Here is a 12,910-nt window from a genome sequence, read left to right as displayed (position 1 = left end):
GTACAGGCGCGGGTGCGGAGGCGGATGGAGCCGAGACGGACGCCGCTGGTGCCGTTGGCGCTGGAGCCGCGACGGGAGCCGCGGCACCGCCGGCCGGGGCAGCCCGGAGGTTCAGCCCGCGCCGGGCCTGACCCGCCAGGGCCAGGAGTAGGGCCAGCAGGGCCGCCAGCAGCAGGGGCCAGAACACCGGGGCCAGCCCCTGCGGCCAGAACCCTGGCACCGACAGGTCCCCCTCACCATTGCGGCGCCAGAGTTCGCGCAGCTTCAGGCGCAGGGAAGCCAGCACGGCCAGCAGCGCCTGGGCAAGCCGGCCCCAGGGGCTCGCGTAGGGCGCCGGCAGATCGGAGGGTGGCGGAACCGGATCAGCCATGGACGCCGGGCACGGGGAGCTGGCTCAGGAGTCGTTGCGGCGGCGCAGCAGGGCCAGGGGGTTGCGGGGACGCTGGGGCGGCGGCGGCTCCTTGGGGGACCCCTCCGGCCGGGAGTCGTCGTGCAGCAGGCTCGGATCCGCCCCCTGACCCTGGGAGAAGCGCTCCACCTGGGCCGCGTCGGGGGTGGGCTCCTTGACCCCGCAGACCTCCCGGTACATGGCGTCGTACTCCAGGGCGGAGCGGTTCCAGCTGAAGTCGGTGGTCATGGCCCGCCGCTGCAGCTCCTGCCAGCTGGGCTCGTTGCGGTAGGCCTCCCAGGAGCGCACGATCGTCGTGTAGAAGTCGATCGCTTCGTAGCGATCGAAGCCGTAGCCGGTGCCGGTGCCGGCGGTGGGGTCGTTGGGGGGGACGGTGTCCACCAGGCCGCCGACACGGCGCACCACCGGGATCGAGCCGTAGCGCATCGCCAGCATCTGGCTGATGCCGCAGGGCTCGAAGCGGCTCGGCATCAGGAAGGCGTCGCTGCCGGCATAGATCAGCCGCGACAGGGCGTCGTCGTAGGTGAGGAACACGGAGAAGCGGCCGGGGTGGCGGGCCGCCATCTGCCACAGGCCCGACTCGTAGCCCCGATCACCGGTGCCCAGCACCACGAACTGGCTGTCGCTGTAGGCCAGCACCCGGTCGGCGACCTGCAGCAGCAGGTCGACGCCCTTCTGGTCCACCAGCCGGCTCACCATCCCCATCAGGTAGGAGCGGGGGTTGACGTTGAGGCCCATCCGTTCCTGCAGCAGCCTCTTGCTGGCGCTGCGGCCGCTGAGGTCGCCTGAGGAGAAGGGGGCCGGCAGGGTGGTGTCGGTGGCGGGATTCCAGTCCTCGGTGTCGATGCCGTTGAGGATGCCGCGCAGCTTGCCGCTGATGAAGTTGAGCAGGCCGTCGATCCGCTCGCCATACTCGGGCGTGCGGATCTCCATCGCATAGGTGGGCGAGACCGCATTCACCCGGTCGGCATAGAGCAGGGCCGCCGCCATGGTGTGGTCGCCCTGCATGTACCAGGGGCACCAGGTCATGCGGTCCAGCTTCCAGCGCCAGGGGCCCTGGTAGCGGAGGTTGTGGATGGTGAACACCGTGCTGATCTCCGGGTCCTGATGCATCCACACCGGGATCATTCCCGTGTGCCAGTCGTGGCAATGGAGAACCTGGGGCTTCCAGCCGCCGTTCCAGGCGAATTCGGCTGTGGCGTTGGCAAAGAAGGTGAAGCGCCAGTCCTCATCTTCACCGCCATAGATGCGCTCGGGATCGAACACCGGATGGCCCACCAGATAGATGGTCAGACCGCTGGTGGGGTGGCGGGTTTCGTAGATGGCGAAATCGGTGCCCATCGCGTGGCCACGCCACATCGGTTCGGCCGGAATCTCCAGCCGACTCCACAGTTTTCCGTAGCCCGGCATGATGATCCGGACGTCGTGCCCCAATGCCGCCAGGGCCGGTGGCAGGGAGCCGACCACGTCGCCCATGCCCCCCACCTTGATCATCGGAGCGCACTCCGCAGCGGCAAACAGAACCCTCATCCGTGCTCGATCGCTGGTGCGCCTGGAACTCTACGGGCTGCCACGGAGCGCTCCGGCGGCCACAGGCAGCGGGCTCAGGGCAGCACCGTCACCGGTGTGCCGACCTGCACCATCTCGAACAGCTCCCTGACGTCCTCATCGAACAGCCGCACACAGCCATGGGAGACGGCACCGCCGACACTGTCGCGATTCGGCGTGCCGTGGAACCCGGAGGTCACGCACCCCTTCACCTCCAGGTGCTCCTGGCCGTTGAAGCCACGCCGGCCCTTGCAGTCGCGATGGAAGCCGATCCAGCGGGAACCTAGGGGATTGGTGGGGCCGGGGGGAATGCGCACGCCCTTGGCGGGATGTTCCCAGATCGGGTAGGCGGTCTTCTCGATCACGCTGAAGGAACCCACCGGCGTCTCCCAGCCGGGCATGCCCACCCCGACCCGGAAGCGGCGCCGTTCCCGGTCCCCCTCCATCACCTTCAGCAGCCGGCTCCGGCGGTCCAGGATCAGCTGCAGCGGGGGGAAGGCGGGCTCCACCGTCGTCGCTGCAGGTTCAGGGCCGATCGCCGTCGGGTCGGTGCCGGGGGCGGCGGCCAGGGCGGGCTCCACCCACCATCCGGCCAGACAGCTGAACAGGGCCAGAGCCAGGGGCAGGATGGCTTGGCGGTTCACGGTGCGGTCAGCCGGGATCAGACTTCTGGTCTGAGGTTAGCGAGCTGAACGCAGCCACGGTCCGGGGCCGTCCCGGAACACGCCAGTCCTCGGTCTAAAGTCCTCCCCCCAAGTCCAACGGTGAACCCGGTTGCAGCCTGGATTGCGGCAATCGGTCCAAGCGTCACGGTTGCACCGATTCGCCGTCAGCACGTCTGCCCTTCTGTTCATGGGTCTGGAGATCGTCACCCCAGCCCTTGCGGCTCCGGACCATCACCACGGCCTGCTCTACAGCTACAAGAACGACACCGTCCCTCCCCGCTGTTCGCGCAGCTTCTGGATGCTCCAGAAGAGCAAGAAGGTGTGGTTCCTGGTCGATGAGCACCACAAGGACTCGGACACCGAACCCGCCTTCTTCTACCGGGGCCGGAGAATTCTCTACCGGGGAGATCTGAGCTCACTCCCTCCGGAGCGAAGAAAGGCCCTGGAAGCGAACAGCATCGTCTGGGGCCAGTCCGTCGCCCATGGCTGGGGACGGGGGCCGAACGGGACGAACCACTACCTGCATCTGTGGACGCGCTGGTCGATCTTTCAGCCAGCCCGTTGCCATCCCGAGTACTTCACGATGACCTTCCTGTCCCCCCATCCGCGCTGAGGGGGTGGCACAGGGACAGACAGTTGGTCGCTGCGTCGATACGCCGTTGGCTGATCGTCCATCCGTAGGCGCTGCGCAGTTTCAGCAACATCACGAGGCCCCAGTGGGCCTCCCTGGCGAGGGGATCGTGATCGCTGGTTTCCACGGCCTTCTCCACGGTGGCCAGGGCGGCCTCGAAGTCGAAGGGGGCACCCTGGTCGAGGATCTGCACGCAGAACCGCTGGCTGCTCACTTGCACCGACAGCTGGACCGGCGGCGGCGTGTCCAGATCGGCGTGGGCATGGCGGACCGCGTTGGTGAACCCCTCGACCAGGCCCAGCTGGGCCTGCATCCAGAGCTCCGACGGCACGGCGGGATCAGCCAGCTGCTCGAACCAGCGGAGCACCGTCTCGATCTCATCGAGATCACTGTTGACGGCGAGCTGGCTGAGGGGCCGATCGGATTCTGAGGCCTGGGGCAGGTTCATGCCGCCCCTGAGTTCTTGCTGAACAGCACAAGAAAGGTGCGGACGATCAGCTTGAGGTCATATCCCAGGCTCCAGTTCTGCTGGTAGCGCAGATCCAGCCGGATCACATCTTCGAAATCCCGGATCGAAGAGCGGCCGCTCACCTGCCATTCGCCACTCAGACCAGGCCGCACATCGAACCGCTGCCAGCTGGGGATGGCGTAGCGGCGCACTTCGTCCGGGGTGGCGGGCCGTGTGCCGATCAGGCTCATGTCGCCGATCAGCACGTTCCAGAACTGGGGCAGTTCATCCAGGCTGGTCTTGCGCAGGATCCGGCCCACGCGGGTGATCCTGGGGTCATTGTCATTCTTGAAGAAGGCCCCCTGGGCCTGGTTCACCACACTGTCCTTCAGACGTTCGGCATCGGTGACCATCGAGCGGAACTTCCAGATCCGGAAATGGCGGCCCATCCAGCCGCAGCGCACCTGCCGGAACAGGATCGGCCCCGGGCTGTCGAGACGGATGGCCAGGGCGATGGGCAGGAACAGCACCGCCGTGACCCCCAGCCCCACCAGGGCGCCGCAGACATCCATGCCTCGCTTGACGGCGGAGCGCACCGAGGGGTGGGTGAGCGGTGGCCGCTGGTCTTCCGTATGGGACAGCTGGGGCAACAGCCCCTCGGAATGGGCCGTGACCGGCAGGACCTTCTCCAGTCCCGTCATCTGCAGGGCCAGGAACACCTGACGGTTCAGGCTCCAGGCCGCCAGGGGAACCGCGCGCTCCTGGGCCGCCTTGATGGCGCCCACCAGGGCACCGATGCCGCTGCTGTCGATGATGGCCGTGCGCCCGAAATCCAGGATCACCTGCCGCAGGTCCTGCACCTCCGCCAGCCAGCCCCCGAAACCGGAGCGGAACGCCACGGCTTCGGCCACGGTGAGCCGGGGCGGCAGCTGCAGGATCAGGACACCGTTGCGCACGGTCCTGACGAACGAATCCTGGGAAGACGGGCCGCCGCTCATGGCTCGGGAAAGTGGGAGTGGAGACTCCGGCAGAGGGACTGGGCGGAGCTGTCGGTCACGTCGCTGATCGAGGTCTTGAACGGGGCACCGAGAAAGCGCACGAGATCCCCTGGACTCCAGGCGATCGGCACACCCATCTGCTTCAGGGCCAGGGCGAGTTCCACCTGGTGATCGTCGACATGTTCCTGGTAGCGGACGCTGCGGGGCACCAGAATGAAGGGCTGCTCCAGTTCATCGAGCAACAGGACCGTTCCTTCCCCGCAATGGGCAATCACGATCCGAGCCTTTTCCACCAGGGCCCGAAAGGAGTCCTCCTTCAGCAACCGGTACACGGTGGTGCCGCTGGGGAGAAAGGTACAGGTGCCGTATTGAACAACGATCTCCTCATCGATGAGCTCCTGCTGGATCAGCAGCTCCATCCACTGCATCAGCCGGTTGAACGGGAACTGTTCCGTTCCCACGCTCACCAGGATCATGGTGTCACCTTGTCCTGGACAAGTTCGGCGCGGGGATAGCGACGCTGCAGCTGGGGCCAGTGCACGTAGAGGATGTCAAGAAACGGTCGAACGAGCCGCGCCGAGAGGCTCAGGGTCTCGATGCGGGTCACGGACTCGATGAACACGGTCTTGCATCCGAACAGCTTACCGAGCAGAAGAAAGGGGACGGCCACGCCGGCACCGGTCGAAACGATCACGTCCGGCCGCTGGCTGCGGATCACCTGCAGTGCCAGCCCCAGGTTGCGCAGCAGATTCGGAAGGTTGCGGTTGGTGGGGCTGTGGGCCCATTGCACCGGCTCCCCGGCCAGCGCCGTTTCGGTGGTCGGCGTGCGGAAGGTGATCCAGAGATGGGGATGGCGCCCCCAGAAGTCGACCAGTTGCTGCAGGGCCTTGAAATGCCCCCCCGAAGAACAGACCAGCAGGATCTTCATCGTCCCAGTTCCCCCTGCATGCGCCGCTTCTGGCTGGCGCCGGTGGAGCGCAGCATCCGGCCCTCCAGCCAGCGATAGGGACCCTCCGGCAACACCAGCAGCAGATAGGCCGCCACCAGGGTGATCAGGGTGCGCCGTGGTTCCTCCACCAGCACCCTCCAGTCGGTGGCCAGGGATTGGTGCAGCAGGCGCACGGCCAGGGCGCCATCCCGCTGGCGGGTGGCCCGGCGCGCCAGGTAACGCAGCTGATAGGCCCGGGCCCTGGAGCCCCACTGGGCGATGAAATCGGGGTTGGTGGTTTCGGTCTTGAGCAGAACCCGCTCCCAGGTGGCGTACTGCTTCATCAGGTTGGCCGAGAGTCCGCCGTCGCTGATGCGGTAAAGCGTCAGGGCCTCGGGGATCCCCTCGATGCGCCAGTGGGTCTGGAGGGCGATCCGCAACCAGCACTCGATGTCTTCGGACTGACGGAAGCTGTCGTCGAAGAAGAAGTCTTCCTCGGTGCCATAGAGATTGGCGGTGAAGCGAATGGCAGCGAAGACCTCGCGGCGGATGACGACCGCGGAGCCATTGCCGATCGGATTGCGGCAGAAGACGATCTCCGGCGTGATGTCCTGCAGCCTCGGCATCTGGTAGATCCCGATCGGCCTGGAGTCCTCATCGATGAATCCGGAGCGGGAAAAGCTGACACCCACCTCCGGCCGCGCCTGCAGATGGGCCACATGGCGCTCCACCTTGGTGGGCAGCCACAGATCATCGCTGTCCAGAAATCCCAGGAACTCCCCCTTGGCCTGCCGGATGCCGGTGTTGCGCGCTCCGGCCAGGCCCCGGTTCTGCTGATGCACCACCCGAATGCGCCCGTCCTGGTACCCCTGGCAGATCGCCACCCCGTCATCGGTGGAGCCGTCGTTCACCACCAGGATCTCCAGGTTGGGGTAGGTCTGGCTGAGAACGGATTCCAGGCTTTCCCTCACCGTGGCGGCGGAGTTGTAGAGCGGCATCACCACCGAGACCAGGGGGGATCGGCTCATGGGAGTGGCCTCACAGGCAGCGGGGCGTTGGCGAGAGCCATCATGGCCGTGCCCCGTCGCGGGGGCCACTGGGGCGGCGGAAGGGGGCCAGCAGCTGTCGGGCGAAGACGGCCAGGGCCGTGAGCACGGTACGGCGCGGCTCCTGCAGCAGGATCCGCCAGTCGGAGCGCAGGGAGCGCAGCATGAAATCGGTGCCGATGGCGGGCGCCCCTCCCAGCCGCAGGGAGCGCCGGGCCAGGTAGCGCAGGTGGATGGCCTGGGCCGTGGCGAAGTGGCGCGCCACCAGCTCCGGCGCATAGCGACGGGCTTCGGTGATCAGCCGCAGCCAGCCCCGCTCCATGCGCTGCAGGCTCGAGGAGAGTCCGCCGGTCGAGGTGCGGTAGTAGGTGAGCACCTGGGGCAAGCCGGCGATCTGCCAGCGGCCATCGCAGGCCACCCGCAGCAGCCATTCCAGATCCTCCGAATAACTCATGTCGGTGACGAATCCGCCCACCGCGTCGAACACCTGCCGCCGCAGCACCCAGTTCGACGTGGTGTTGGTGGGGTTCTCACAGAGAAAGTCCACCGGCCGATGCGATTCCCGGGGCAGGGCCGCCAGCAGGCCCGTGGGCGCCCCCTCAGGGGAGAGGAACGCGACGCGGGCGAAACTCACGCCGACATCTGGATGGTCGGCGTGGTAGGCCACATGCAGGCCCAGTTTGTCGGGATGCCAGAGGTCATCGGCATCGAGGAAGGCGATCAGGGGCGCACGGCTGCGCGCCACCCCGCGATTGCGGGCCATCGAGACGCCCGCGTTGGGCTGGCTCACCAGGTGCACCCGGGGATCGTCCCCGAACAGGCGGGACACGATGGCGAAGCTGTCGTCGGTGGAGCCGTCATCAACGGCGATCAGTTCCCAGTTGCTCAGGCTCTGGTTCTGCACGGAGCGCAGGGTTTGCTCGATGTGCGGCGCGGCGTTGTAGATCGGAACCACCACGGAAATGGCCGGCGTGTGCTGTCCTGCTGGGGCCGCACCGGCCGCGGACGTTTCGGGTTGTTCGGTCTGCGCCATCGACCCCCCTACGAGGTATGGCTGGAGCGGTGGCCGCCCAGAAGCCGACGCAGGATGGCCCTGAAACGCCCCATCAGGGTGATCCGGATCATCCGCAGGCGTTTGGCGTAGTAATCGAACTGGTTGATGGTTGGTGGCTGACCCTCCTGGAAGTGGTTCAGCTGGCGCGCAGGCAGCACCTTGGATGTCCAGTCGATGGAGTTGATATGGCGAAACTGTTCGTGGCCGAAACGGGCCTGGAGCTTCTCCTTGATCTGGTCAGGCGTGCGGTAGGGGTAGTGGCGGTTGTAGAGGCGCTGCGAACAGGCTTTGGTGAGTCCATCGGGCCACTGGGGCGCCACCGCTTCGTTCCACGGCTGATCGGGCTGGTTGCGGAAGAAGCGGTACTCCCGCCAGTTGGCGGAGTAGTAGCGGCGCCGTTCGGTGATGGGTCGGCTGGGTTCCAGCTGCTCGGCCGCCCAGTTCTTGTAATCCGTATCCGTGAAATAGAACTGAAGATTCCAGGCCGTCACGAAGTCGGCCCTTTCACGATTCGCCTTGGCCAGCACCTCTCTGGGGTTCCCTTCAAGGAATTCATCCCCATCCAGCCGCAGCCACCAATCCTGATCCGTCAGTTCGTGGTTGTATTTGTTGTAGACGATGGAGCGCATACCATCACGGAATGGAATAAGGAGCTGTTCCTCAATCACGATCGCTGGATACTGCCCTGCAAGGTCATTGACGGTTTCCCAGGTACCATCCGTGCTGCCGTTATCAAGAACAAAGATCCGATCGCAGAACGTCAGTGCATGATGCAGACAATCCGCAATCACATCGCCCTCATTCTTGATCAGGCAAATGGCGTAGATCTTCACGAGCGGATCGGGCGGACGGACGTCAGGCTTGGTTCTGATGGCAGCCGGAGCGCCATGGACGTGCTCCGGACCGGTGGAGGGAGTCGCGAGGCTTGAAGGCTTCCAACACCATAACCTCGCCTCGGGCGGGGCCCCAGTCACAGGCCAGCGGGCTGAGCGATCTGGATCCTTCGCAGCAGCCGTTGCCCCAGCATCAGGTAGATCGGTTGCAGCGTGAGATGGGCCGCTGCGACGGCGGCGGCGACGCCCAGGGATCCCCATGTCGTGCCGATCAGAATGGCCACGGTGAGTGCCACCGTGAAGGCCAGGTTCCAGAGGAGATCCACTTGGGGCAAGCCCACGGCTCGGAACAGCATCGCCGAGGCGTTGGCGAAAGGCCTGGACAGGGCCGACAGGCAGATCAGCATGAGAATCGGAACCGCCCCCTCCGACACCCATTGCCGGCCGAAGACGATCGGCACATAGAGAGGGGCAAGGCTGCACTGCAGGGCCACCACGGGCACGATCACCTTGGTGATGGTGAGCAGGTTCTTGCGGAAACGCTCCTTGAGTACGGCGGGTTGGCTGCGAACGTCACAGAAGTCGGAGTAGAGCGAGACCGACAAGGCATTGATCACGCTCAGGCTGAGACCGAGTCCGGCGTTGAAGGCGAAGTAGTACACCCCAAGCGCCTTGACACCGATGAAGCGGCCGATCAGGAGATAGTCCACATTCTCCCGGAAGGTGTTGAGCATCTCCACCCCAAGGATGCGACTGCCGAATTGCAGCACGGACTTCCAGCGCTTGAGCGTGAACGTCATCGCGGGTCGCCATGGCTCGAAGCGCAGCATCATCGCGACCCAGACGGGAGCCACCAGCAACCTGGGAAGCACAATCGCCCACATGCCCATCCCCAGCAGCGCAAAGATCCCCGTCATCAGGTTTTCGCTGGCGACGGCTGCGAGGTTGGTCATGCTGTAGAACTTCAGCCGATTCTTGCGACGCACCAGGGCCGACTGGACCATGGAGAGTGGATAGATCAGATAGCTGAAACTCACCACGATGATCGGCACGATCAGCGCGTTGTCGTTGTAGACCTTGGCAATGACAGTCGAACCAATGACTTGGATAAGAAACAGGCTGAATCCGATCAGCCAGTTCAGACTCCATGCCGTCTGACAGATCTCGCTGACCTCATCCGCATCGGCCTGCACGATCTTGTCGCCGATGCCGTTGCGTGTGAAGACTTTTACAAGTTCGCCGGAGGTCAGCACGATGGCCGCCAGGCCATAGTCCCTGGGGCTCAGCAGCCTGGCCAGCAGAACCGTGGCCACGAGTCGCGAGACTCGGATGCCCACCTCCCCCACACCCATCCAGCCGATGTTGCGGATGAATCGATCCTTCGGGATGAACCGTTTCAGGTTGCTGAGCAGGCGCATGAACGGTCAACCCCACGCTGGAGCTTCTGTTGGCTCATCATGGCATCCGGGCATCTGACTGCAGTTCGTTCTGGCCTGCATCACAACACGGGCTGCAGCTCTGGCTGGGGAGTGTTTTTCTTCTCCTGCAGAGCCATTCCCATGATCACCATACCCGGCCAGAAAAGATAGACGAGGATTTCAAGATTCTCACCAAACGTGTACATGAAGAGGAGAATGATGATTCCCAGGCCCGCAGAGCCAAGTTGATAGTGGGGACTGGCCGCGCGGCGCAGCAGATCCACACCCGTTGCCAGCATCGGCACCGCAATAGCGAAGAATCCCACGATGCCCTTCACGAAAAGAACCCCGGCCCAGGTGTGATGGGAGCCGATGGCCATGTACTCCACCAGATGGGGGCCGCCTTCCACAACACCATGCCCCCAGATCGGAGCCTCAGTCTCCCAGCGGTGGAAGGCAATTCGCTTCAACGCAAAGCGAACACGGGTCGAGCCAGCCCGAGCCCCTTTGAAACCTTCCCAGTAGTCATTGATGGCGGTCAGAATGGTCGTGGCAAAGATCCCGCCCAGATAGGAGACCACCCCTAGTGATATCAGCATGACCGGTTTGCGGAGTCTGGAAACCACGAACGTCACGGACGGGATCAGGATGATGCAGAGCTGGGCCAAACGGGACTTGCAGACAAAGCACATGACGATCGAACCAGCGATCCCGAGCAGTTTCCATTTCTTGTCCTTTTCCAGGAGGCAAATCATGAAGTTGATGTTGCCCACAAAACCAAGGGCTGGCCCCCACGGTGCAAAGAGACGCCAGCGAAGATCACCTGTGCTGCCATCAATTTCGTAGAGAGGAACATCAAAGAACTCATTCCCCGGACCACCGACGGCCCTCAGTGGCGAGACGTAGAGGACCTCTGGAAGCCCCAGATTGGGGGTCAGCATCAGAAAAGGCATGATGAGCAGCGTATGCAGCCCGACGATGCAAATGGCACGGGTGATGATGCTGCTGCGAATCGGCAGGGCTCCGGCTAGCGGGTATAGGGCCAAGGCTGCCCAGCCCTTGGCCCAGCCAATGGTGGACTTGATGATCGCCCCCGTACCGAGGTTGAAATTCACATGGCCTGCAATCAAGGCAACTTCCATGACGATCATTCCGATAATCCAAAGCCAGATCACTGGAGAAATCGAAATCTCTTCATTCTCCTCTGGGTGATCCATGCGGGCCAGGATCTTGATCAGCAGACAACCCAGAAGTAGCCAGCACAGAACAGATCCCACCACATACAGCCCACCGACCAGCCAGATGGGGTACGTGCAGAGAATCGACCACCACAGAAGACGCTCTGGCACGTTTCTCGGCTGAAGATCATCCTCAGAATGAAAGGCCTTGGAAAGAAGCGTCTTGAGTCCCAAAGAAGTCTCCTGGCTAGGTTGAAACCCAACGGCCGAGCCGCTTGATCCAGGGCTTGCGGATCCAAAGAATCCAGAGACCGGTCGTCGTCAGAATGGAACCAAAGGCTGAGCCAGCAAGAACCAATGACCGTTTTGGTGACGTCGCCTTTTCCGGCAGCGATGGCTCCACAGCAATCTGAATCAACGGGAACGCTGCAAAGATGTTCGCCTGACCAAGATCCAGTTTGGCCAGTGTGGAGGCAAACACGGCTTCTGCGATCTGCTCGTTTCGCTTCAGATTCTCCAACGACGACTGCCTCTGGGACATCAGCCTAAGCCGGTTCTCCAAAGAGCTGATCTGTTGATCAAGCTTACGAACTTGTGATGCGGCGCCACTCGCATCTGATTGGTAATTCACCAGATTCTGAAAGAGAGACTCGCGCCCCGAACTTGCACCCGTCAAGGCAAGTCGTGAAAGTGTCTGGGCGGATACAGGCTGACCAAGCAAGAGAGTGGCACGCTGATTCAAGGCTTGCATTGCCGCCTCTTGCCGCTTGATCTCTTTGAGAATTCGAGGATTATTTCGGCCGAACTTCGATTGTTGAACCTTGAGTATAGATGTGGCCTCACTGTAGTCTTTTAAGTTCTGCTGGAAGATCTGATCCACCTGCAACTTGAACGCATCTGTGGCCTCGGATGGAGACAGCCCCAGGCTACGACTCAATTTCTGCAGTCGACTTTCAGCCTGCGATTGCTGAGCAGCAAGTTCGGCCCTTTGCTTGCGTAGTTGTTCAATATTAGCCGACAGAATCTCCACCTGTTCTGTCGATGTGAGGCCCGACTGGCGCTTGTATGCAGACACTTGCTTTTGGGCATTCTCAAGCTTCTGCTGCGTTTCCAGAAGAATCTTCTGTGCTGGACCTTGCCGTTGTTCGATCTCGCTGACACGCAGCTCATTGAGACGCTCTACCATGGCGTCATGCAATGCATTGGCACGCTTGCGAGCATCTTCAGGCGATGGACCGGTGGTATCAATCTGCATCAGCGTTGTATTATCAATATTCTTAATGCGCGGCTTGTCGAAGTCCGCTTTTGGAATATTGGCAAGCTTGGCAGCCCTTGCCAATACCTGCTCGCTAACGAAGATGAATTCATAGTTGGCTCGGGGATCAAATGTTGCCAAGCCAAGAGATTCATTTGATGCCGTAGCTTGACCAATCTCAGGCAGGCTTAGATTCACAGCGTTAGCGCTTCCAGGTAAAATCAAAGCCCATGAACTGGTGTAGACGGGCTTCGCCAGCAAGAGATAAAGAATGCTGGATCCCCAGATCAGACCATTCGTACATGTGGAAACGAAAAGATAACGACTCCAGCGAAGCTTGTCCGTGCGACTCAGCTTTTTCCACCAACCCTTCGGATCCGGAGCCTTCAACCCCGGGATGTTTCGAAACTGCTCAGCAAACAGCCGCGTCGCCTTGCCCAAGGGTTCTTGCACGGCCTGCACCTTCGGCTTCAGGCGTCTGATGATGGGTGGAGCTTCT

13 protein-coding genes and 1 pseudogene are annotated in these 12,910 nt (G+C 62.9%); 1 reads left to right on the top strand and 13 read right to left on the bottom strand.

The genetic code is table 11. The features are described 5' to 3' along the window. The 3 genes and pseudogenes from CJZ86_RS10870 to CJZ86_RS10860 form a co-directional block, all read right to left on the bottom strand. Positions 1 to 370: pseudogene (locus CJZ86_RS10870) on the bottom strand (hypothetical protein); the annotation flags it as partial. A gap of 24 nt (positions 371 to 394) precedes the next feature. Next, entirely contained in the window at positions 395 to 1,939 is a 1,545-nt protein-coding gene (glgA, locus tag CJZ86_RS10865) for a glycogen synthase GlgA (protein WP_094585960.1), read from the bottom strand. 74 nt (positions 1,940 to 2,013) lie between these two features. Next, positions 2,014 to 2,601, bottom strand: a complete 588-nt coding sequence (locus CJZ86_RS10860; protein WP_094585959.1) for a L,D-transpeptidase family protein — start codon at positions 2,599 to 2,601, stop codon at positions 2,014 to 2,016. A 208-nt stretch (positions 2,602 to 2,809) separates the two neighbouring features. On the opposite strand from CJZ86_RS10860, the gene CJZ86_RS10855 reads away from it, so the two are divergent. Then, on the top strand, positions 2,810 to 3,235 hold the full coding sequence (locus tag CJZ86_RS10855; protein ID WP_094585958.1) for a hypothetical protein: 426 nt from the start codon (positions 2,810 to 2,812) through the stop codon (positions 3,233 to 3,235). On the opposite strand, the gene CJZ86_RS10850 is transcribed toward CJZ86_RS10855, so the two are convergent. The 10 genes from CJZ86_RS10850 to CJZ86_RS10805 all read right to left on the bottom strand — a co-directional run bounded on the left by CJZ86_RS10850 (position 3,201) and on the right by CJZ86_RS10805 (position 12,873). Further along, positions 3,201 to 3,701: an ATP-binding protein gene (locus CJZ86_RS10850; RefSeq protein WP_094585957.1), complete on the bottom strand. Its 501-nt coding sequence runs from the start codon at positions 3,699 to 3,701 to the stop codon at positions 3,201 to 3,203. The two genes, CJZ86_RS10855 and CJZ86_RS10850, sit on opposite strands and share 35 nt — an antisense overlap. Then, positions 3,698 to 4,699, bottom strand: a complete 1,002-nt coding sequence (locus CJZ86_RS10845) for a sugar transferase (protein ID WP_094585956.1) — start codon at positions 4,697 to 4,699, stop codon at positions 3,698 to 3,700. Before CJZ86_RS10845 ends, CJZ86_RS10850 begins: the two co-directional genes overlap by 4 nt. Continuing rightward, complete coding sequence (locus CJZ86_RS10840; RefSeq protein WP_094585955.1) at positions 4,696 to 5,175, bottom strand: glycosyltransferase; 480 nt, start codon at positions 5,173 to 5,175, stop codon at positions 4,696 to 4,698. Before CJZ86_RS10840 ends, CJZ86_RS10845 begins: the two co-directional genes overlap by 4 nt. Beyond that, complete coding sequence (gene pssD, locus CJZ86_RS10835) at positions 5,172 to 5,627, bottom strand: PssD/Cps14F family polysaccharide biosynthesis glycosyltransferase (RefSeq protein ID WP_094585954.1); 456 nt, start codon at positions 5,625 to 5,627, stop codon at positions 5,172 to 5,174. Before pssD ends, CJZ86_RS10840 begins: the two co-directional genes overlap by 4 nt. Continuing rightward, positions 5,624 to 6,655 (bottom strand): glycosyltransferase family 2 protein, encoded by a 1,032-nt coding sequence (locus tag CJZ86_RS10830; protein WP_094585953.1) that lies wholly within the window; start codon positions 6,653 to 6,655, stop codon positions 5,624 to 5,626. Before CJZ86_RS10830 ends, pssD begins: the two co-directional genes overlap by 4 nt. A 40-nt stretch (positions 6,656 to 6,695) precedes the next feature. Continuing rightward, on the bottom strand, positions 6,696 to 7,631 hold the full coding sequence (locus CJZ86_RS10825; protein ID WP_233133980.1) for a glycosyltransferase family 2 protein: 936 nt from the start codon (positions 7,629 to 7,631) through the stop codon (positions 6,696 to 6,698). 83 nt (positions 7,632 to 7,714) lie between these two features. After that, positions 7,715 to 8,560, bottom strand: coding sequence for a glycosyltransferase (locus CJZ86_RS10820; RefSeq protein WP_158219551.1), 846 nt, complete (start codon positions 8,558 to 8,560; stop codon positions 7,715 to 7,717). Positions 8,561 to 8,697: 137 nt separating this feature from the next. Further along, the gene (locus tag CJZ86_RS10815) at positions 8,698 to 9,978 is read right to left on the bottom strand and encodes a lipopolysaccharide biosynthesis protein (RefSeq protein ID WP_094585950.1); all 1,281 of its coding nucleotides are present in this window, start codon (positions 9,976 to 9,978) and stop codon (positions 8,698 to 8,700) included. Positions 9,979 to 10,058: 80 nt separating this feature from the next. Further along, positions 10,059 to 11,390: a capsular biosynthesis protein gene (locus CJZ86_RS10810; protein WP_094585949.1), complete on the bottom strand. Its 1,332-nt coding sequence runs from the start codon at positions 11,388 to 11,390 to the stop codon at positions 10,059 to 10,061. A 13-nt stretch (positions 11,391 to 11,403) separates the two neighbouring features. Beyond that, positions 11,404 to 12,873 carry a GumC family protein gene (locus CJZ86_RS10805; RefSeq protein ID WP_233133979.1) on the bottom strand — a complete coding sequence of 490 codons (1,470 nt, stop codon included), beginning with the start codon at positions 12,871 to 12,873 and terminating at the stop codon, positions 11,404 to 11,406. Positions 12,874 to 12,910 lie beyond the last annotated feature (37 nt).

It is taken from the genome of Synechococcus sp. BO 8801 (assembly GCF_002252675.1).
Lineage (GTDB): Bacteria > Cyanobacteriota > Cyanobacteriia > PCC-6307 > Cyanobiaceae > Cyanobium.
The sequence above is the reverse complement of the archived record's forward strand: the minus strand, read 5'-3'. Positions and strand labels throughout refer to the sequence as shown.

What these genes read in the sequence shown, in the direction of transcription:
- CJZ86_RS10855 (WP_094585958.1), top strand. Translation starts at nt 2,810, where the DNA reads ATGGGTCTGGAGATCGTCACCCCAGCCCTTGCGGCTCCGGACCATCAC.
- CJZ86_RS10840 (WP_094585955.1), bottom strand. Translation starts at nt 5,175, where the DNA reads ATGATCCTGGTGAGCGTGGGAACGGAACAGTTCCCGTTCAACCGGCTG.
- glgA (WP_094585960.1), bottom strand. Translation starts at nt 1,939, where the DNA reads ATGAGGGTTCTGTTTGCCGCTGCGGAGTGCGCTCCGATGATCAAGGTG.
- CJZ86_RS10850 (WP_094585957.1), bottom strand. Translation starts at nt 3,701, where the DNA reads ATGAACCTGCCCCAGGCCTCAGAATCCGATCGGCCCCTCAGCCAGCTC.
- CJZ86_RS10845 (WP_094585956.1), bottom strand. Translation starts at nt 4,699, where the DNA reads ATGAGCGGCGGCCCGTCTTCCCAGGATTCGTTCGTCAGGACCGTGCGC.
- CJZ86_RS10815 (WP_094585950.1), bottom strand. Translation starts at nt 9,978, where the DNA reads ATGCGCCTGCTCAGCAACCTGAAACGGTTCATCCCGAAGGATCGATTC.
- pssD (WP_094585954.1), bottom strand. Translation starts at nt 5,627, where the DNA reads ATGAAGATCCTGCTGGTCTGTTCTTCGGGGGGGCATTTCAAGGCCCTG.
- CJZ86_RS10830 (WP_094585953.1), bottom strand. Translation starts at nt 6,655, where the DNA reads ATGAGCCGATCCCCCCTGGTCTCGGTGGTGATGCCGCTCTACAACTCC.